Source organism: Kaarinaea lacus, from assembly GCF_975902315.1.
This window is the reverse complement of the sequence record NZ_CDLKIE010000056.1, coordinates 1-20,198: the sequence shown is the minus strand read 5'-3', so window position 1 is coordinate 20,198 and position 20,198 is coordinate 1. Positions and strand designations below refer to the sequence as shown.

At 46.9% G+C, this 20,198-nt stretch carries 17 protein-coding genes; 2 read left to right on the top strand and 15 right to left on the bottom strand.

Features of this window, described 5'->3' with window-relative positions; translation table 11 throughout:
- Positions 1-346: 346 nt before the first annotated feature.
- From ACWVCM_RS01120 to ACWVCM_RS01110, 3 genes are all read right to left on the bottom strand, one after another.
- The gene (locus tag ACWVCM_RS01120) at positions 347-733 is read right to left on the bottom strand and encodes a tetratricopeptide repeat protein (RefSeq protein WP_455199853.1); all 387 of its coding nucleotides are present in this window, start codon (positions 731-733) and stop codon (positions 347-349) included.
- Between the two features lie 266 nt (positions 734-999).
- A complete protein-coding gene (locus ACWVCM_RS01115; RefSeq protein ID WP_455199852.1) occupies positions 1,000-1,797 on the bottom strand; it encodes a sulfite exporter TauE/SafE family protein in 798 nt (265 codons plus the stop codon).
- Positions 1,798-1,800: 3 nt separating this feature from the next.
- Positions 1,801-3,165 (bottom strand): NAD-dependent succinate-semialdehyde dehydrogenase, encoded by a 1,365-nt coding sequence (locus ACWVCM_RS01110; protein ID WP_455199851.1) that lies wholly within the window; start codon positions 3,163-3,165, stop codon positions 1,801-1,803.
- A 297-nt stretch (positions 3,166-3,462) separates the two neighbouring features.
- Between ACWVCM_RS01110 and ACWVCM_RS01105 the strand changes: the two genes are divergently transcribed.
- The gene (locus ACWVCM_RS01105) at positions 3,463-4,422 is read left to right on the top strand and encodes a complex I NDUFA9 subunit family protein (protein WP_455199850.1); all 960 of its coding nucleotides are present in this window, start codon (positions 3,463-3,465) and stop codon (positions 4,420-4,422) included.
- 43 nt (positions 4,423-4,465) lie between these two features.
- On the opposite strand, the gene ACWVCM_RS01100 is transcribed toward ACWVCM_RS01105, so the two are convergent.
- Positions 4,466-7,174: an ATP-binding protein gene (locus tag ACWVCM_RS01100; protein ID WP_455199849.1), complete on the bottom strand. Its 2,709-nt coding sequence runs from the start codon at positions 7,172-7,174 to the stop codon at positions 4,466-4,468.
- A gap of 213 nt (positions 7,175-7,387) precedes the next feature.
- Positions 7,388-8,473, bottom strand: coding sequence for an aminopeptidase (locus ACWVCM_RS01095; protein WP_455199848.1), 1,086 nt, complete (start codon positions 8,471-8,473; stop codon positions 7,388-7,390).
- A 76-nt stretch (positions 8,474-8,549) separates the two neighbouring features.
- On the opposite strand from ACWVCM_RS01095, the gene ACWVCM_RS01090 reads away from it, so the two are divergent.
- Positions 8,550-9,806 carry a multifunctional CCA addition/repair protein gene (locus ACWVCM_RS01090; protein WP_455199847.1) on the top strand — a complete coding sequence of 419 codons (1,257 nt, stop codon included), beginning with the start codon at positions 8,550-8,552 and terminating at the stop codon, positions 9,804-9,806.
- Here the strand turns inward: ACWVCM_RS01090 and ACWVCM_RS01085 are convergent, their stop codons facing one another.
- The 10 genes from ACWVCM_RS01085 to ACWVCM_RS01040 form a co-directional block, all read right to left on the bottom strand.
- Positions 9,807-10,565, bottom strand: a complete 759-nt coding sequence (locus tag ACWVCM_RS01085; protein WP_455199846.1) for an ATP-binding protein — start codon at positions 10,563-10,565, stop codon at positions 9,807-9,809.
- Between the two features lie 43 nt (positions 10,566-10,608).
- Positions 10,609-11,292: a signal peptidase I gene (lepB, locus tag ACWVCM_RS01080; RefSeq protein ID WP_455199845.1), complete on the bottom strand. Its 684-nt coding sequence runs from the start codon at positions 11,290-11,292 to the stop codon at positions 10,609-10,611.
- 85 nt (positions 11,293-11,377) lie between these two features.
- Positions 11,378-11,803, bottom strand: a complete 426-nt coding sequence (gene dtd, locus ACWVCM_RS01075) for a D-aminoacyl-tRNA deacylase (protein ID WP_455199844.1) — start codon at positions 11,801-11,803, stop codon at positions 11,378-11,380.
- Positions 11,804-11,846: 43 nt separating this feature from the next.
- Positions 11,847-12,806 (bottom strand): prolyl aminopeptidase, encoded by a 960-nt coding sequence (gene pip / locus ACWVCM_RS01070; RefSeq protein WP_455199843.1) that lies wholly within the window; start codon positions 12,804-12,806, stop codon positions 11,847-11,849.
- Positions 12,807-12,960: 154 nt separating this feature from the next.
- Positions 12,961-13,521, bottom strand: coding sequence for a hypothetical protein (locus ACWVCM_RS01065; RefSeq protein ID WP_455199842.1), 561 nt, complete (start codon positions 13,519-13,521; stop codon positions 12,961-12,963).
- 226 nt (positions 13,522-13,747) lie between these two features.
- On the bottom strand, positions 13,748-15,571 hold the full coding sequence (gene typA, locus ACWVCM_RS01060) for a translational GTPase TypA (protein WP_455199841.1): 1,824 nt from the start codon (positions 15,569-15,571) through the stop codon (positions 13,748-13,750).
- A gap of 202 nt (positions 15,572-15,773) precedes the next feature.
- The gene (locus ACWVCM_RS01055) at positions 15,774-16,742 is read right to left on the bottom strand and encodes a molybdate ABC transporter substrate-binding protein (protein WP_455199840.1); all 969 of its coding nucleotides are present in this window, start codon (positions 16,740-16,742) and stop codon (positions 15,774-15,776) included.
- Between the two features lie 1,254 nt (positions 16,743-17,996).
- The gene (locus ACWVCM_RS01050) at positions 17,997-19,352 is read right to left on the bottom strand and encodes a sigma 54-interacting transcriptional regulator (RefSeq protein ID WP_455199839.1); all 1,356 of its coding nucleotides are present in this window, start codon (positions 19,350-19,352) and stop codon (positions 17,997-17,999) included.
- Between the two features lie 30 nt (positions 19,353-19,382).
- Entirely contained in the window at positions 19,383-19,991 is a 609-nt protein-coding gene (locus ACWVCM_RS01045; protein WP_455199838.1) for a hypothetical protein, read from the bottom strand.
- On the bottom strand, positions 19,966-20,198 hold a 233-nt coding region (locus ACWVCM_RS01040; RefSeq protein WP_455199837.1), incomplete at its 5' end, for an ATP-binding protein. The genes ACWVCM_RS01045 and ACWVCM_RS01040, both read right to left, overlap by 26 nt.

The window sequence follows — 20,198 nt, the reverse complement described above, 5'->3', positions numbered from 1 at the left end:
CGCTTGATACTTCAAAAGGTTACTAAGATACAGACAAATAGCGGGACTCATAAAAAACTGGCCGCTAAACACATTCAGAGGATTTACTTAACGTTATTGGATTGAGTATAACAATTTCCGGCGACTTGTGGAGTAAAAGTTTTACAGGCGTTCTGTGCGATACGCTCTGTATATTTATAATGTTGTAGACTGTGTATTTATAGTGTTGTAGCACAAATAAAAAAACCGGGTGACTATTACAGTACCCGGTTAATTAGTTTTAAAGAAGGTTACTGACTATTTTTGTTTGAAACTATTTTTACTTAAAACTATCACGTGTTGTTATGTTTAATTGTTGAAAGGTTTACTATCGCGTATTTTCTTCGAGACGTTTTTCCCAGATAGCAGCCTGCTTGGGATCTTTGGGCAAACCAAACCAGCCTTCGCGATAACCAACAGCAAGGTATTCCTGGGCTTTGTAATAGCCATTACTGGCAGACTTCTTATACCAGCTAACGGCGGTTGCTTCATTCAGGTCTACACCCAGCCCACCATGATAAAGCAGCGCCAGGTTAAACTGAGCTATCGCGTGACCCTGCTCTGCGAGAGGTCCCCACTGGTCAACTGCGGATTTAAAATCACCACCTTCTGCTGCCAAAAACCCATCGTTATAGTCTCTTGCTTGTGCTGTAAATGTCATTGCACTACACAGTACCGCAACACCAACCACTGTCCTGAATACCTTGATCAACATAACACTTCTCCCGACTGCAGATTACCAGGTCTTGTTAAAATCCGGCGCCGCCAATGGGTGAACAGAACACTGTGACTGGGTTCACATACCCCATCAACTACGGCAGCGCGTTGCTATAACAGTATTTATCGGCCTGGAAGGATGCAGCTTGATAGTAACGATAACCTGCAAACGCCGAACGGCGACCAGCTAATCGCTTGATTAAAAAGGAAATGAAAAATACAAGGAAACACTAAGCAAAATTAGTTTGCTGTTGTCGATTGGCTTTACATCAGTAACATAGACAGCCCAATAATAAACAGAAACAGGGCAAACGCTCGCCTGAGTTTATGTGTAGACAATCGATGCGCCAATCGTGCCCCCATGGGCGCTGCCAACATACTCGCGGCTGCGATACCCAGCAAGGCAGGCCAATAGACAAATCCAATGGCTTTGTCCGGCACATCAATCGCTGCTGGCACTAACACAATAAACCCGATACTGCCGGCGATTGCGATTGGCATACCACAAGCGGCAGAGGTAGCGACCGCCTTGTGGATGGTCACATTACACCAGGTCAGAAAAGGAACCATCATGGTGCCACCGCCAATACCAGCCACCGCGGAAAGAACACCAATACCGGCGCTGACACCGCCAAGCCCTGCTATCCCAGGCAAGCCACGTGTTGGTTTTGGATTAAATTCGAAATACATTTGTAACGCGATGAGCATCTCCACTACACCGAACACAAGTTTCAATGAATCGCTCGGGACACGAATCGCTATAAAGGCACCCAGCAAACTTCCAACAACAATAAACGGAGCCATCCTGGCAAACAGCATCCACTGCACGGCCCCGTGTTTATGATGAGCTGTCACTGAAGCAATAGAGGTTACAATAATGATGGCAAGCGACGTGCCGACTGCCAGCTGCATCAGTGATTGACTGGTAATGTCCAGGAAGTTGAATAGGTAAGCCAGCGCCGGAACAACAATAAGACCACCACCAACGCCAAATAAGCCTGCACTTAAACCCGCGATGACGCCTACCAGGAGATAAGCGGGCAAAACGGTTAGAAATTCCACCTGTTATCGAATCCAGATGGTTTTAATATTCAGAAACTCGTGCATGCCTTGATGGGATAACTCGCGCCCATAACCTGAGGCCTTCACACCGCCAAAGGGTAAACGTGGATCACTTTTTACAAAACCGTTAACGAACACAGCACCCGCCTGCACTTTTTTGGCAAACGCCTCTCCCCGCCTGGTATCACCCGTCCAGACACTACCACCCAATCCAAAGCGTGAGTCATTGGCGATACGTAGTGCATCAACCTCATCTTTTGCGCTAATCACCAGTGCGACGGGACCAAAAAACTCTTCTTCATAAGCCCGCATGCCGGGTTTGATATTTGCGAGTATTGATGCCGGATAATATGCTCCCGGCCCATCAATGGGCTGACACCCCGTCACGGCGGTTGCCCCGGCGGCAATGCTGTCCGTAACTTGCTCGTGTAACTCGTCACGCAGGTCTACTCGAGCCATCGGTGCCAGGCCTGTTGCTGGGTCCATGGGATCGCCCACATTTAACGCCTCAACGGCTGGTTTAAACTTTTGCAGGAATTCATCCACAACACTTTCCACCACAATGAAGCGTTTCGCCGCGATACAACTCTGCCCGGTATTGAGAAAACGGGATATGGCTGCGTTCTTTACGGTGAACTCCAGATCTGCATCATCCAGTACTACAAAAGCATCAGAACCACCAAGCTCCAGTACACTCTTTTTCAGGTTGGCGCCCGCCGTCGATGCAACTTGCCGGCCCGCAGGTTCACTACCCGTTAAGGTCACTGCCTTGATAGCCGGATCTTCAATGACTGATTTCACCTGTGAAGCGCTAATCATCAAGGTTCGGAATACGTTGGCGGGAAATCCGGCATTCCTGAATACCGCTTCGATGGCCAGCGCGCATTGTGGCACATTGGAGGCGTGCTTCAACACGCCGGTATTACCCGCTACCAATGCCGGCGCCGCAAAACGAAACACCTGCCACAGCGGAAAATTCCACGGCATAACTGCCAGCACGGTACCAATCGGTTGGTGGCAAACATAACTTTTACCAGCATCGCTTTCGATGACCTCGTCCTGCAAAAACTGTGGACCATGCTCGGCATAATAGTCGCAGCCAATTGCGCACTTTTCCACTTCCGCTTCTGAATCCACAATAAGCTTGCCCATTTCCTGCGTGATCAGTGTAGCCAGGCGTTTTTTATCCTGGCGCAATTGCGCGGCAGCAGCGTGCATTAACTCGCAGCGATCTGATAATGGCGTTGCTGACCAGGAGGCATTTACCTTGTCCACCTCAAGCAAAGTATTTTTCAGCGTAGCCTCATCCCAGGTATCAAAACTTGCCAGGGTTTCGCCTGTCGCGGGATTAATGGATTCAAAAGCCATGGTTTAGTCCTTTTCAATTGTTCTTCAACACATTGTAAAGTATATCGACGGACTGTTACATATTCAGCGCGCCCAGTTCACCTTGCGGTAATGATTATTTGATACATCGCATGGGTATAAAATTAATTATCTACGTATAGATTGCGCATTCAAAACTGCTGCCTCATAGACATGTTCAGAATTTGATCGGCATAACAATTAATACGAGGATTGTTTACAAAACTTGACGATTCAGTCATTGTTGCGGAGAATTCCGCTCGATAGTTTAATAGCACAAATCAAAGCGAGTCTATTTTAGTGACCACAATCAAACGCATTTGCATACTCGGCGGCACTGGCTTTGTTGGCCAGGCCATCGTTGAACAGTTAGCTAACCTGGGCCATGAAATAAAGGTTATTAGCCGGCACCGGGAAAGAAATCGCGATCTCCTGGTACTGCCGACGGTAAAAATTCTTTCTGCCGATGTTCATGACCCCCAGGTATTGAAAGATCAATTTGAGGAACAGGATGTCGTCATTAATCTTATCGGCATCCTGAACGAAACCAGACATCACAACTTTCAAACTGTGCATGTAAACCTGGCGCGCAACATTGCTGATGCCTGCACCATGAAACAAGTGCCACGCCTGCTTCATATGAGCGCATTACATGCATCCAAAGATGCTCCCAGTAAATATTTGCGCACTAAAGCTGAAGCAGAGAACATCCTGCATAAGATGTACGATGTCAATGTCACCAGTTTTAAGCCATCGGTAATTTTTGGCGCACGTGATCACTTCTTTAACCGATTTGCCGGATTGTTACGAATACCTCCCCGGTATGCGCCATTTCCCCTGGCCTGTGCCAAAGCCAGGTTTGCCCCGGTGTTTGTAGAAGATGTTGCACAAGCATTTGTAAATGCGCTGGATAACCCGCAAACTTACGGTCAGCGCTATGAGCTGTGCGGGCCCAGGGTTTATACGTTACAGGAACTGGTAAAATATACTGCACAACTGTGCGGGATAAAAAAATCCATTATCCCTCTGGGCGACGCCGCTTCAAGGTTACAGGCATTAGTGATGGGTGTATTACCCGGCAAGCCTTTTACGCTGGATAACTACCTGTCAACAACCGTCGATAGTGTGTGCGAGGAAGGTTTCCCGGCGCTTTTTGACGTGCAAACAAAGTCAATTGAATCTGAGGTTCCAAAATATCTGGGACAAAATGAAATTAACAACCGTTTTTCCAAATTCCGTCAACACGCAAAACGGAATTGATAGTCATCCAACGCCTGTTGTGTAAAATAGTTTCTTTACAGGCTCAGGACGCACGGCGTTTGTTATAGATTTCGCTGATGCGCTGACACTCTTTTTGCAATTCAGCAACCAGCGGCTCAATTTCGCTATACTGCTGGTTTTTCAAATTGCTGTTAATTTGCTGAGCGATGTGGCTAACCGCAGGAAAGCCATAGTTTCCGCCTACCCCTTTCAGGTTGTGAGATAAGAGCTGCACATTATCCCAGTCCTGTTTTTCGACCGCATTTGAAAGTTTTTTCATCATATCCGGCAGGCCTTTGGCAAACTGCCGCACTAACTCCTGAAACTCCGGATCATTGCTAAACTCGTCACTGACATAGGCACTACCGGTATTGTGTGACTGTTTATTATCCCGGAGAAACTTGACCAATACCTGATAGAACTGCTGCAAATCAACAGGCTTGGTCAGATAACCGTCGGCACCGGCCGCCAGGCAACGATCGCGATCCTGCTTCATGGCATTGGCAGTTAACGCGACAATGGGGGTTCGGCAACCGATTTGCCGCAACCATTGCGTCGCTTCCACTCCACCCATCACCGGCATTTGCATGTCCATCAGAATCAGGTCAAAGTCGTCAGACATAGCATGATTAACTGCAATTTTGCCATTTTCAGCGACAGTAATCTCGGCACCGGTCTTGCGTACATACATGGAAATAAGCTGCTGGTTATCAGTGCTGTCTTCAGCCAGCAATACCCTGCCGTTCAATGATTGAGGAACCAGGGTATTATTCCTAACATAATCCTGCTGCTGCAATTCTGACTTACCCATTTCACTGACAAATTCAGCATTCTCGTCAATGCCAGCATCGATGGTAATCACAAACTGACTGCCTTTACCCTTCTCACTATGGCAACTTATGTTGCCACCAAGTTTTTGCGCTAATTGTTGTGAAATACACAAACCCAGGCCGGTACCACCATATTTCCGAATCGTGGAAGTATCAGCCTGGGTAAACGCCTTAAAGATATTACCCATTTCCTGGTGCGACATACCAATGCCGGTATCGGTAACCGTAAAGCTCATTTGCCCTGAATCCTCGAGATAGGCCACATCAATACTAATACCGCCGGTTTCGGTAAATTTTCGCGCGTTGTCGCAAATATTGATAAGTATCTGTCTCAGGCGTGTTGGATCGGTGAGTATCTTACGCGGTACCGGAAATTTGAAGAACATATCAAAACTAAGACCTTTTTCCCGGGCTGGGTCGCCTACCAACATGTCAATGTCAGACATCAGCTTAAACAACGAGGTTTCCACTTTTTCAATTTCCAGCTGTTCTGCTTCTATTTTGGATAAATCCAGAACGTCGTTGATAATCTGTTGTAAGTGGGTGCCCGCTTTAATAATGGATTCCACCGCCTGCTCGGTTTCCTGTTCACTTTGCCCTTTATCTAGCAAGGTTTCAGAAAATCCCAGGATAGCCGTCAACGGTGTGCGTATTTCATGACTCATATTGGCGAGGAAACCACTCTTGGCGCGATTAGCCATCTCCGCCACGTCTTTTGCCTGTTTTAATTCTTTTTGCACATACTCCCTTTCCAGCGCCACGCTGACCCAGTTGGCCACCAGCTTTATTAATTCAACATCGGCATCAGAAAATGCAGTCTCCCTGGATCGACGGCTTGAGAAATTAACCGTGCCATATCTTTCACCGTTTATATAAATAGGTGCGGCGATATATGACTCCAGGTGTGAAAATTCATAACAGGGGTAAGTGCTGTACTTGGAATTACGTACACTATCCAGCGCAATTGGACTATCGTTTTCGAACACAAGGCTACAAAATGTTTTTTCCAACGCTACTTTGGTGCCGGGGAAAACATTAAAATCTTCAGGAGACACAGTATGCAAAAAGGTATTGGTATTTTCGACCGGATTTATTTTACATACCTTGCCAATTTCCATATCAAACAGACGACACCCAAGCCTCAGGGTTGCATCTATTTGTTCATCAAATGAAAGCCTGGAATTACCAGAGAGCGCATAAAGATCACGAATTTTATCTGTGTTCTCCAGCAGATGTTTTTCACTTTCATTAGTACGTCTTGCTACAAACCAGGCTATGAAGGCACCAATTATCAGGACCACCGCTGATATGGTGGTGACAGCAATATAAATAAAATGACTCTCCTGCTTGGCGGTTTGCAGTTTGCGCACGGCGTTTACACGCTCGACATCAAACAGCTTGGTGAGCTCCGACATCACAACGTCCTGTACCGGTTTCACCTGGTCTACTAATCGTTTCTGTGCTTCTTCAATACGATCTTCCATGATGAGCTCTGCAGTATCATTTTGCAGTTGCGCATTCATATTGATCATGGGTTTGGCGCGACTCCAGATCAGCAAATGCTCGCCTTTATCATTGTCGATATCCTGAAACTTGTCCCGCGCTGTAATAAAGTTGTTGGCGAGTGACTTGAAAATCATGTACTCATCGTTACGATCAAACGGGTCTTTCATGGCAGCCATGCGATGTAATATGATGGCTCGCTGATAGGCTGCATCACGCATGGCAAATACATGCTGTGTCTCTATAAGCTGATCAGTGATGGTTTGCAGACGTGCGTTATAGCGGGAAATACTTTGCGACCAAATGAGCATCAACGCGGTCAATAGTGCTAAAACCACGGCAAAACCCAAAAAGATTATTTTTTTCGAACTCAGTTTTTTTGTATCAGCCATTGCGTTGTTGATTCTGCTGTCGGGCATACCGAGTGCCCGGTTCGTCTATCAGCACTCAGGGATCATTGTTTTATTCAGTAAATTTCAGGCTGTGTCTATCAATCACGTGATACCCCGGAAACAGGTATCCATCCATGTATACCATCGATCCGCGATCACAATATCTTTAGTAAAAAGAAGGAAATAGCACCAGCCCTGGCGCCAGGCAGGCTGTTGTAACTTGATGATTTTTCAATTGATTTACTGGAGAGTCGTGGTGGGCATCAATTTCTGGATGGCGCTGGTCCGTTCTTTTTTAGGTAATTCGCCGAGCGCTGCCACCGCGTCATAAAATGCCCGCATGTCGTGGTTATTTTTGGCCAACAGCGCTTGAAACGCTGGCACATAGTCGCGATAGGTGGTGACCGCCGCTATCTGGGCATTGTTAATGGGTTTGGAGAACCAGCGATCGTAACCGGCATAACCATCCCAATCGACTTTGAGCTGTTGGTATTGCTGTTTCATATCGTCAATAATCGCCACTTTTTTGCCGCGCATGGTTTCGGGATCATCAGTACCGCTATATAAGGACTCGAGGCGGTCCCGGGTCTGGTTGACCAAAGCGACAAACTGCTTGTGACGGTCTTTGCGCTGCTGGTATTTCTGCATCAACTCAGGAGAGTCCTGATGTTTTAGCCAACGTTTCACGCCTTCCAGCTCCACGGTGACAGAAAATCCTTCATTAAACGCGGTATCACCTTTCACAAATACTTCCTGGTGGGACAATTCATGAAATATGAGACCTGCCAGGCGAATCTCATCCCGTTTGATAATCGTATTCAGGACAGGATCATCGAACCAGCCAATCGTGGAATATGCCGCAATCCCGGTCACATAGACATCCAGCCCTTCCTGTTTTAACTCACTGGCATATTCCTGTGCATCCTGTTCGTCGAAATAACCACGGTAACGCACACAACCCACAAACAGGAAACACCATTCTTTCATTTGCATGGAAAATTCCGGTGCTGCAAACACATTCCACACTACGTATGGCCGCTTTAAATCCACATAAGTGCGGTAACTGTTATTGTCCGGTAATTGAAGTTCCCGGCTGGCAAAATCACGAATCTCCAACACAACTTGCAACTTGTCTTTAATCGGTTGTTGAACCGATGGATCCTGAAGGACTTCAGCGATTGGCTCTCGACTGGAGAGCACTTCGTAACCGCCCGAGACGGACTGCGCATAATAACCGAGGTTCGAACAACCCAGTGTAAAAATTACAATCAACACTATGAATGCAATTATAATCCAGCTGATACGACGTCTGTTTCTATACAACACGCGTTTAATCCTGCTATTCTGCCGCTAATGAAATGATGTTGACGTAAAATATTAGCACCTGAACTCTGAATACGACATGAAAATTTATCTGGTTGGCGGTGCCGTACGGGACAAATTACTGGGTTTTACGCCCAGGGAACACGACTGGGTGGTGGTTGGCGCGACCCCGGAACAAATGTTGGAGAAAGGCTTCAAGCAAGTGGGCAAAGAATTCCCGGTGTTCCTCCATCCTGATACCCACGAAGAATATGCACTCGCTCGCACCGAGCGCAAAACCGCGCCCGGCTATAAGGGTTTTACCTTTCATGCGGCAAGTGACGTCACCCTTGAACAGGACCTGTTGCGTCGCGACTTAACAGTTAACGCCATTGCCGAAGATGAAGAAGGTAACATTATTGATCCCTATAACGGCATACTGGATATTGATCAACGAATCTTGCGCCATGTTTCAGAGGCATTCAAAGAAGATCCTGTCCGTATTTTAAGGGTTGCCCGTTTTGCCGCTCGCTTCGCTGCAATGGAATTCATCGTCGCAGACTCAACGCTTGATTTAATGCGATCCATGGTAGAGTCCGGTGAAGTTGATGCCCTGGTGCCCGAGCGTGTGTGGAAAGAACTGGAAACAGCCCTGTCTACTGAAACACCGCAACAGTTTTTTGAAACACTCCGCCAGTGCGGCGCTTTAGCAAAACTGTTCCCGGAAATCGACGCCCTGTATGGCGTACCACAGTCAGAAAAGCATCATCCGGAAATCGATACCGGTATTCATACCATGATGGTGCTGGAACAATGCGCCCGACTTACGGATGATCCGGTCACCCGCTTTGCGGCACTACTCCACGATCTGGGCAAGGGCGTTACGCCCAAAGAACAATGGCCCAAACACCTGGAGCATGAAGAAAATGGTGTTCCATTGATTAATGCATTGTGCGATCGCTACCGTGTGCCCAATGATTATCGAGACCTGGCCATTCACGTCGCCCGATACCATTTGCATTGCCATCGCGCCAATGAACTTAGAGCAAATTCCATTTTGAAATTATTCAAAAACACTGATGCATTTCGCCGCCCTGAACGATTCCAGCAGTTTTTGGTTGGCTGCGAAGCGGATGCCAGGGGTCGTAAGGGTTTTGAAAACCAGCCTTATCCACAGGCAAAACTATTGCGCACGGCACTTGAGGCTGCAAACCAGGTTGATGCAAAAAGTATTGCGGCGTCGGGATTAAAGGGTGCGGCTATAGCCAGCCAATTACAGGAACAACAAATTCGCGCCATCAATCATGCGGTGGATGAATTTAAGAAGACACTCACCGAAGACTGGTCTTACAGTTAATCAGCGTTGAGAAAAATAACAATAAAACTGTTTTGCTACTCTACCACTCCTTGCGCCACGCTCCGCGGCAAATTGCAGGGCTTCCCTGTGCAACAAGTCGCGGTTGCCACTGTAAGCAGCGAAATAACTGTCAACGATGTCCAGATAGGCTTGCTGGGTAATACTGTAAAAAGACAGCCGCAATCCAAATCGATCTGACAGGGATATTTTCTCTTCGATTGCATCTGCATAATGGACTTCACCATTAACATGCGTTGATGCCAGGTTATCCTGCATGGATTCCGGTACAAGGTTACGTCGATTGGAGGTGGCATATAACAAGACATTTTCCGGCGGCAGTTCGATAGAGCCTTCCAGCACACTTTTTAAAGGCTTGTAACCGGTCTCACTGTTTTCAAATGACAAATCATCACAATAGATAATAAATCGTTGCGGTAATTCCCGAATATCATCGACTATTTCGGGCAGTGATAGCAGATCTGTTTTATCCACTTCGATAAGGCGCAAGCCCTGTTCTTTACAGGCGTTGAATACCGCCTTGATCAGGGAAGACTTGCCGGTGCCACGCGCTCCCCACAACAGGGCATTGTTAGCAGGTTTTTGTTGCATGAAACGCTGCGTATTATCCAGTAGTCGATGTTTCTGCTGATCAATACCAACCAGGTCATCGAGCTGAATTGGATCGACATGCTGAACCGGCCTCAAGTAGCCCTTGCGTTGTCGCCAAATTGCCGCATGAATTTCATCCCAGTTGATCATGCCATCAATAATAACATGCCAATCGAAGGGGGATAAGCTTCCGTTACAGTAGTGGTATTAAAAGTCGATCTGATCGAGGCAGGTAGTAGCGATCATAGTTCAGCGAAAATAGCACTCGATTTGCTTTACCGGTAATTTCTTCGCGAGGCACAAAACCAAAGACGCGGGAGTCTGCACTGTTATCGCGATTATCACCCATCATTAAATAGTGATCTTCCGGTACCGTCACTGGTCCAAAATTTTGCAGCGGCGATTGAAGTTGGCGCATCAGTTTAACAGGGTGCGAATAACCGAGAATGGATTCATTGACGATGACAGACGCCGCCGTAACCGGCTCGCTGTCACTCAATGAGTGCTGAAAAAGTGGTTGATAGTTAGCAGCTTCACCATTAATCATTAAACGATTACCCCGCAGGCTAACAACATCGCCCGGCACAGCGACAACCCGCTTCACCAGACGTTTATCTGCTTTTACTGAATTGAACACGACAATATCACCGCGCGCAGGGTCAGCCAGTTCCAGCAAGGTGATGGTTGAAAAGGGTAGATTAAGGTTATATGCCAGTTTATTAACCAGTATCCTGTCGCCTTCAACGATGGTTGGCTGCATAGAGCCTGTTGGTACCACATTCCAGTCGGCAATCGCACCACGAAACACGGCCATCAATAAAACGAATACAATCAATGCACGATTGCTTTTCAATAACTTAAGTATTTTTGTTTTCATTAGTCGCGGCTCTGGAAGTTACACACACTTAAATATGATGGCTATTTGTTATAAAAGTTCTTAACAGATTATGACCAATCACGGCTCAGGTCGTTAAGGTAAAGGTTACCGGACCATCATTGGTTAATGATACCTGCATATCAGCACCAAACTCTCCTGTCGCGACATGCTCGTGCTGACGCCTGGTGATCGATACCAGTTCATTGAACAATTGTTTGCCTGTCTCAGGCGGCGCTGCTGAAGAAAAACTCGGCCGCATACCTTTCGTGGTATCCGCCGCGAGGGTAAACTGGGGCACCAGCAACACACCGCCATTGATATCCCTGACGCTTAAATTCATTTTTCCCTCTGCGTCAGAGAAAATCCGATAGCCTAATAACCTTTCAACCAGGCGTTGCGCAGATTGCAGAGTATCGTGTTTTTGCACGCCAACAAGCACTAACAGGCCCTGGTCAATTTGACCAATAATTTGCTGGTCAACTTCGACCCTGGCCCGTGTAACTCGTTGCAATAGTCCAATCACAATCAGGTAAGTACTACTGAAGGTAGAATAACTAGGCGCCGGGATTAAACTTGTCGGCGAATTGACGGGTGGCACGTATCAGGGCATCCACAATACCCGGCTCGGTCGCGGAATGCCCGGCATCAGGGATTATATGTAGTTCCGAATCCTGCCATGAGTTATATAACTCCCAGGCGTTTTCCATGGGACAAATGATATCGTAACGTCCCTGTACAATAATACCGGGGATATCAGCCAGTTTATGCGCATTGTTCAAAATCTGGTTGGATTCGAGAAAGCTGTCATTCATGAAGTAATGACATTCAATGCGCGCCAGACTCATCGCGGTAAACGGTTCGGTAAACGTGGAAACAACGGATTTACTGGGATGCAACGTGGAGGTTTGCCCTTCCCAGCGTGACCAGGCTTTAGCCGCTGCCATGCGCGCCAGTTCATTCTCACCGGTCAATCGTTTGTAGTACGCAGCAACCATATTGTCACGCTCATCTTCCGGGATCACGGAGACAAATTCCTGCCAGTGATCGGGAAACACCTTGGCGGCACCGCCTTCATAAAACCACCTGATTTCTTCCGGGCGGCAAAGAAATATGCCACGTAAGATTAAGCCCATGACTTTTTCAGGATAGGTTTCAGCATAAACCAGGCTCAGCGTCGAACCCCAGGAACCACCGAACAATATCCAGCGTTCAATGCCTAACATCTCGCGGATTTTTTCCATATCCTGCACCAGGGCCTGCGTAGAATTCCCTTCCAGTTCAGCATGTGGCATAGAGCGGCCGCAACCCCGCTGATCAAACAGGATAATGCGATACACTTCAGGATCGAAAAAAGTACGATGATAGGGAAGGCAGCCGGAGCCGGGTCCGCCGTGGACAAACAACACGGGGATGCCATCGGGATCACCCGCTTCTTCTACATGCAGAATATGGGGAGGATCGACTTCCAGTTGATGTGTTGCATACGGTTTAATTCGCGGATATAAACCCAGCACTAGCTACACCTTTTTTCTAGTTGTTAGCGTCAAGTATTGTCTTCATGTTGGCGAAATGCCTGTCCTTAGTCTTATATGACAAATCCATCAGGACCAACGATCTAAGCGTTTTCCAAAGGTATGCAATTTTAATGCATACCTTGATAACTATAGCCTAGTCTCTGACAACTTCAGCCCGCATTCCCATGGCGGCCGCGATACCCGCCAGCAACAGGCCCAACAAAATCAGGAATGGGCCAACGCCGGTGCCCAGAACGGTAAACGCCCATACCTGATCCAGCATGACAGCGAGAAATAAAATACCGGAATGCAGCAAGGTTCCGATGATAAAGATCCAGCTAATTGCCTGCTTGAATACACGACCCACGGCGATAAAGCATAAGGCAATACCCACAACGATATTTAACATCGCTTCCAGGTTACCGTGTACATGGGGGCCACTACGAATCAGATCGATCGGCTGTCGGGCATTGACGAGTTTGTTCAGGGCGAGAATACCATCGGTATTGGCCTTGGCGATGGCTTCGGGAGGCAGTGGTTCAAGGTCTTCTTCGAATTCGTCGGCTTTCAGGGATTGTAGCCGGCCCACTAAATTTTGCTTCTCAGCCTGTGCTTCAGCTTCGCCTGGCGTGTACTGGGTAATCATCCATGGCCCCAAAGCGGCTGTAATCACCAGAAACAAAAAACCAAACACTACATTCTTCTTACCAACCATAGGAATCCCCTCCCTCCAATTGTTGTCTTTATTGCTAGCGCTCCTGTTGCATCTATAGCCTGTGCAAAATTATTCTTGCTCTCCAGGCATTACGACCAACAACGGGCGTACCATCCCTCCGGTCTAAATTACCAAAAGTCGCGCACTATCCCGAGTAGTCTTTTTATCACGAACTCACCGCGAATTGAAATGGACTGATGGTTAATCACCCAATCAGGTATTTTTATTATCCGCTGGCAGCCATACGTGAAGCGCGCTTACGATCACTTTCGTTCAATATCTTTTTTCGCAATCGAATGAATTGCGGAGTGACTTCAACTAACTCATCGTCATCAATGAATTCTAATGCCTGCTCGAGGGACATCCGAATCGGCGGCGTGAGAATAATATTTTCATCGGAGCCTGCTGCACGGATGTTAGTCAATTGTTTGGCTTTAAGGGGATTAACCACCAGGTCGTTATCACGCGAATGGATGGCGATAATCATTCCTTCGTAAACTTCTTCGCCGTGTCCAATAAACAGTCGGCCTCTTTCCTGTAAGTTAAACAGCGCATAACCCAGGGCTTTACCTTTGCTATTGGAAATTAGCACGCCATTGATGCGCTGGCCGATGTTGCCTTTTTTGGCGGGGGCATAACTGTCGAACACGCTGTATAACAAACCGGTGCCCTGTGTGGCCGTTAAAAACTCGGTGCGGAATCCAATCAAGCCACGTGCTGGCATAATGTAGTCCAGACGTACTCGGCCGTGGCCATCGGGAACCATGTCTTTCAGTTCACCGCCTCGTTCGCCGAGTTTTTCCATGATAGCACCCTGGTGATTTTCTTCGACGTCGGCAGTCACCTGTTCATAAGGTTCGTGGATGACACCGTCAATTTCTTTCTGAATAACTTCGGGACGTGACACACCCAGCTCGTAACCTTCACGGCGCATGTTTTCAATCAGAACTGAAAGGTGTAATTCCCCGCGACCCGAGACTTTAAACTTGTCTGGATCATCCGTTTCTTCCACGCGCAGTGCAACGTTATGCACCAGTTCCCGATCCAGGCGTTCACGAATTTGCCGGCTGGTCAGATATTTTCCGTCCTGGCCTGCAAAGGGCGAGTTGTTAACCTGGAACGTCATACTCACCGTTGGCTCATCAACCGTCAGCGGCGGCAAAGCTTCGACATGATTTTGATCACACAAGGTGTCGGAAATGTTCAGAGTTTCCAGCCCGGTGAAGGCAATAATATCTCCGGCCTGGGCTTCACTGACTTCCACCCTTTCCAGCCCCATAAAACCAAGCACCTGTAGAACGCGGCCGTTCCGGGTGTTTCCATCCTGGTCAATGATAGTGACCGGATTGTTGGTTTTCACTTTACCGCGTTTAATTCGACCGATACCAATAACGCCCACATAACTACTGTAGTCAAGAGAACTGACCTGCAATTGCAGTGGCCCTTCTGTATCAACCTGGGGCGGTGAAACATGCTCAACGATGATTTCAAACAATGGTTCCATATCGCCTTCACGGGTATCTGCATCAAGACTGGCAAAACCCTGTAAAGCCGACGCATAAACCACGGGGAAATCCAGCTGCTCGTCTGTCGCGCCAAGGCGATCGAACAGATCGAAGGTTTGGTCCACCACCCAGTCAGGACGGGCACCGGGCCGATCAATCTTGTTCACCACCACTATAGGCCTGAGACCTTGCGCCAGTGCTTTTTGGGTCACAAATCGGGTTTGTGGCATGGGGCCTTCCACGGCGTCCACCAGCAACAGGACAGAATCCACCATGGACAAAATACGCTCCACTTCACCACCAAAATCAGCATGGCCTGGCGTATCGACAACATTAATTCGGTAATCCTTCCATTTGATGGCGGTATTTTTGGAAAGAATGGTAATACCCCGTTCTTTCTCCAGGTCATTGGAATCCATGACCCGTTCCTGCACATCGCCCCGGCTCACCAGGGTGCCCGATTGTTGCAGCAATTTGTCGACAAGGGTGGTTTTGCCATGATCGACGTGGGCGATAATGGCGATATTACGAAGTTTTTCTATCACGGTAAGACTCTCGCTGATGACTACGAATTGAACACTACATACAAAAAGAGTGGCGATTATATAGGAAATTCACACTGTTTGCGGAGTTTTATATGCAATCTTTATGCGCTTTATCGATAAAAATCCCATAAAAAAACCGCTGATCGGCCAAAGCCAACCAGCGGTTGATTGATCTACGATTAAAATCGTTAAATGCAGCTTATTAAAGTGGCTTCAGTTTGCGATCTTCTTTAGCCGCTTTCAGGAAACCATACTTGGCATAGATATCCTGTGCTTCTTCTGTTGCCAGGTAAGCCAGGAATTTATCGGCGTTTTTCTGGTTCTTGCCATCGGTCAATTTACCAATACGGTAGGCCACTTTTTCCTGCTTGTTATAAGGTGCTGGAATCGGCACACCATCAATTTGACGACCTTCTGCTTTGGCATGGGCAACTTCTGTTGTCCAAACGATACCAACATCTGCCTCACCGTTTTCGATACGATGGGGTGTTTCGCGATGGTGGCGAGCAGTAAACCAGGTCTTCTCTGGCACTGCCCAGCATTTCTTACACTCTTTACCACCGGTTACTTTGGCGTGCAAACCAAGGTCCTTTAACATTTCTGAGCCATAGAACTTGAAGATACCTTCAGTCAAAGGATTGGGATGTGATTGCACGATGTCATCACGCGCCAGGTCTTTAGGGCCCTGGATGTTTTTAGGATTACCTTTGGCAACCATCAGTTCCAGTTTGTTATGGATATAGGTCATACCTTCTTTCATACGACCTTCTTTTTTCATCTTGACGAGATGCTTACCGTTAACACTGGCGAACAGGTCAGGTTTCTGGTTGGTTTTCTTGCCGTCGATTTCACCCTGCTTCAGTAATTGCTTCTTCAGGATTTGTCCAGGCGGGATCGTTTCAACATATACGGTTTTGACATCAGGATTCTTCTTCTGGAAGTCTTTGATTAATTCTTCCATCACCATGAACTGATTACCTGCAAGATACATAACCAGTTCAGAAGAATAAGAGTCTTCAATTTTTCCATAGTCGATTTTTCCATCGCTATGAAAAGTACGGTAGTCGTGTCCATGGCCCGCGTCTTTTGCAGCTTGTGCAGATACAGCGTAGACACCAGGTACCAATGCTGTTGCCAACAATGCTGGCAGCAGTTTCTTGGTTAGTTTCATATCCTCTCCTCCAATTGATGATTGTTGTCTATGGAATTACACGATGCACGAAGCATCATTTTATTTTTCTAAGAGGTATAGGTACCGCTTAATACCTGAAAGAAACATTAATAGTTAATACTACTGAGTTACTAACTGCTGTGATTGCTATCAAAAATTGACAATCCCCCTTATAGAATGCCCTTTTCCGATAGCAGGAACTTAAACTAATAGAGTAAAGCAAATTAAAACGCAATTTAAATTGCGTCTAAACTGCATACCGCATAGTTGCCACATATAGTACCGAAGGAAAACGCATAGAAATACCTAGGGCAAACCCTAAGTTAAAAATAGAAAACAGGCGTTAGTTTTTCAGGTTACAAAAACAGCACTATTTGCCGCTGAGGATTAAAGTTACTTCAGAGTATTAACAATTCCCTATATATGCAGAGCAAATAAAAATATATTAAGTTCCGCTTTTCAGTTCCTTGCAGGTTATAGGCGAAATGTCATAAGCAAAGCGATTACCGGGCTACCTATCAATAACTGGCACAATATTACTCGCAACTCATATATTTTTAGTTAAGTATAGGTGGGAGAAACGTGTAGGCAGATCAGGGAGAATTTTCCAGGGGCAAAAAAAAAGCGCCGGTAAATGACGGGAACCGGCGCATATTCTCCTATCCATAATAAAGAAGCAAAGTGTTGCCACAATCGCATTAAACAACTTCACGTGTTGCAATTGATTGCTTCAACCAAGGCTTGCATCAACCGTTCAATCCAGCATGAAAGAAACCGTGGGGTCACTGGTTGTGGTTAAAATTCATGCTGCTTACTTGGCGTCGACTCAGTCGAGAAATTCAAAACATTGTTCAAGTTTTACGGAGTCCCACTCTTTCGAGTAGCTTGACCAATGTTTCTCAAGCAAGCTGCCTTGGCGAAAGCCCTCATTTGCTACTGTTTAGTTGCAAATGCATGCAAAGGCATTGTTACTATTGCATCCGTTGTGCCAACTTTTATTTTATTTATAAAACAATAGGTTACGATAAGCCGCCCGGATTCACCAAAAAATTATCGCTTGAATGTGTCGTGACCCAGCGACACTATATAGCGATATTAATTAACTTTCTGTTTTTATTGTTTATTTCGGTGTCGCTGCGGCACGACATAAACGGGGGCTGTACAAAAAATAGCTACACTTTTTTTCTTCGCTGGGGGTAGACTCGAAAAAAATTTTTAACTTACTAATTAATAAATATATTTCCCTCGAGCGAATCATTTGGAGTTGGCCTTTTTGAAAAGATTCGGATCGATATTGTGACGATTCAATAAACGATAAAATTCCGTGCGGTTACGTTTGGCCAGTTTGGCAGCCTGGCTAACCTTACCTGAGGTGATTTGCAGCAAATGACAAAGATAGTCGCGCTCAAAGCGTAACTTGGCCTCAGAATAAGTGAGAATGTCCGGTGACGGGCTCTTAAGTGCCTTTCTTACCAATGTGGCCGGTACCACCGGCGTCGTAGACAATGCCACGACCTGTTCAACGACATTCAACAATTGCCGCACGTTTCCAGGCCAGGGCGCCGAAACCAGCATCTCCATGGCTTCCGGTGAAAACGCGGTAATTTGTTTGTTGGTTTTTTCACAAATGTTTTTCAGGAAATGTTGCGTGAGTAGCGGGATATCTTCGCGCCGCTCACTCAAGAGTGGAATATCAATAGAGACAACATTCAGCCGATAGTAAAGGTCCTCCCGGAACTCCCCTTTTTCCATGGCCTCTTCCAGGTCCTTATGCGTCGCGGAAATCACACGCACATCAACTGGTACGCTTTCGGTACTGCCGACAGGGCGGACCATGTTTTCCTGCAACACCCGCAATAATTTTGCTTGCAGGGCCAGCGGCATGTCGCCAATCTCATCGAGAAACAAGGTGCCGCCACCGGCTGCGAGAAACAGACCTTCATGGTCTTTAATCGCGCCCGTAAATGAACCCTTACGGTGACCGAATAACTCTGATTCCAGCAGGGCTTCCGGGATAGCACTACAGTTGATAGCAACAAAAGGTTTATCTCGGCGGGGGCTGGCTTTATGGATCGCGTTAGCAAATAACTCTTTACCGCTACCACTGGCGCCATTTAGAAATACACTAACATCTCCCTGGGCAATCAACTTGGCCTGGGAAAGAATGTCTTCCATTGTTGGACTGCGGGTAATAATCGCACTGCGCCAGCTACCGTCATCATCAACGTTATCCTCTATTTTTCCGGACAATGCTAATGCCTTGTTAATATGCTCCACCAGGGCCTTGCCATCAAACGGCTTGGATAAAAAACTGAACACGCCGCGCTTGGTGGCATCAACGGCTTCTGGGATCGTGCCATGGGCGGTCAGGATAATTACCGGTAATGCAGGGTTTGATTCGTGGATAGCATCAAATAATCCCAGTCCATCCATTCCTTCCATGCGCAGGTCGGTAACGACTATATCTGGCCGAACAACAGACATCGAGGCAAGTGCTTTTTCCGCGCTTTCTACTGCGGTAACGTCATAACCCATTGCGTCCAGACGTATGGATATTAATTGCAGTATACCGGGATCATCATCGACAACTAATACTTTTGGATTTGCCATATTCTACAACCTTCGCAGCCAGTTCGAAGATTACTGGCTGCGTCTCTGAATCATACTTTCTTCAATAGACTTCAGTGCTTCTAGCTTTTCTTCCGTCTGCTTGCGTTTCTTTATCTCTTGCTCCAATTGCTCTTCCAGCCGATTATAGCGCTGATACTCCTTCAGCTGCGAATCCAGGATCGCCAACATGAATTCCGCATACTCTTTGAATGCAGGCACGGAAGTGTCACTGCTGTTAACAATATCCGTAAATAACTGTTTTGCCTCATTTATATCATAAAATTTGGTGCCAGGTTTCATAAGCAACATTGCACGTTTCAAGCCACTGCGATCATTGGGCCGAATAAAATAGGCATCATTATTTCGCTTGTACTCCTCGGCCAGTTGCTCCTTGGATAATCCGTTAATAAATCGCGAGTAACGCAACATGGCCAACAATGAGTCGTTTGCCGAGACCAGGGGTGTTTCAATAGATGCTGCAGTATTTGCAGACTGCGCGTCTGTAGCCTGGCCTTCGGCCTGTTCGCCTGCTGAGTCATCTGAACTCTGCGCGTTCATCGCGGTTGTCCCGCATCCGCTCAGCAACAGATAAACGATGACAACATTGACCTTGTTAAAATACCTGTAACCGGTCTTCATCAACTATAGGTTCCTCGTCATAAGATTGTAGCGGTAACCGCAAGGACAAATGAGCCCCCGTGGGCTTGTTGTCCGTCACATCGATCTGACCACCGTGGGCCTGTATAAACTCTTTGGCTATGGATAACCCAACGCCGGTTCCCTTAATGTGTCCGGTTGACTTTGCTTCACCCTGGAAAAATGCATCAAATACCCGGTGTTTTTCTG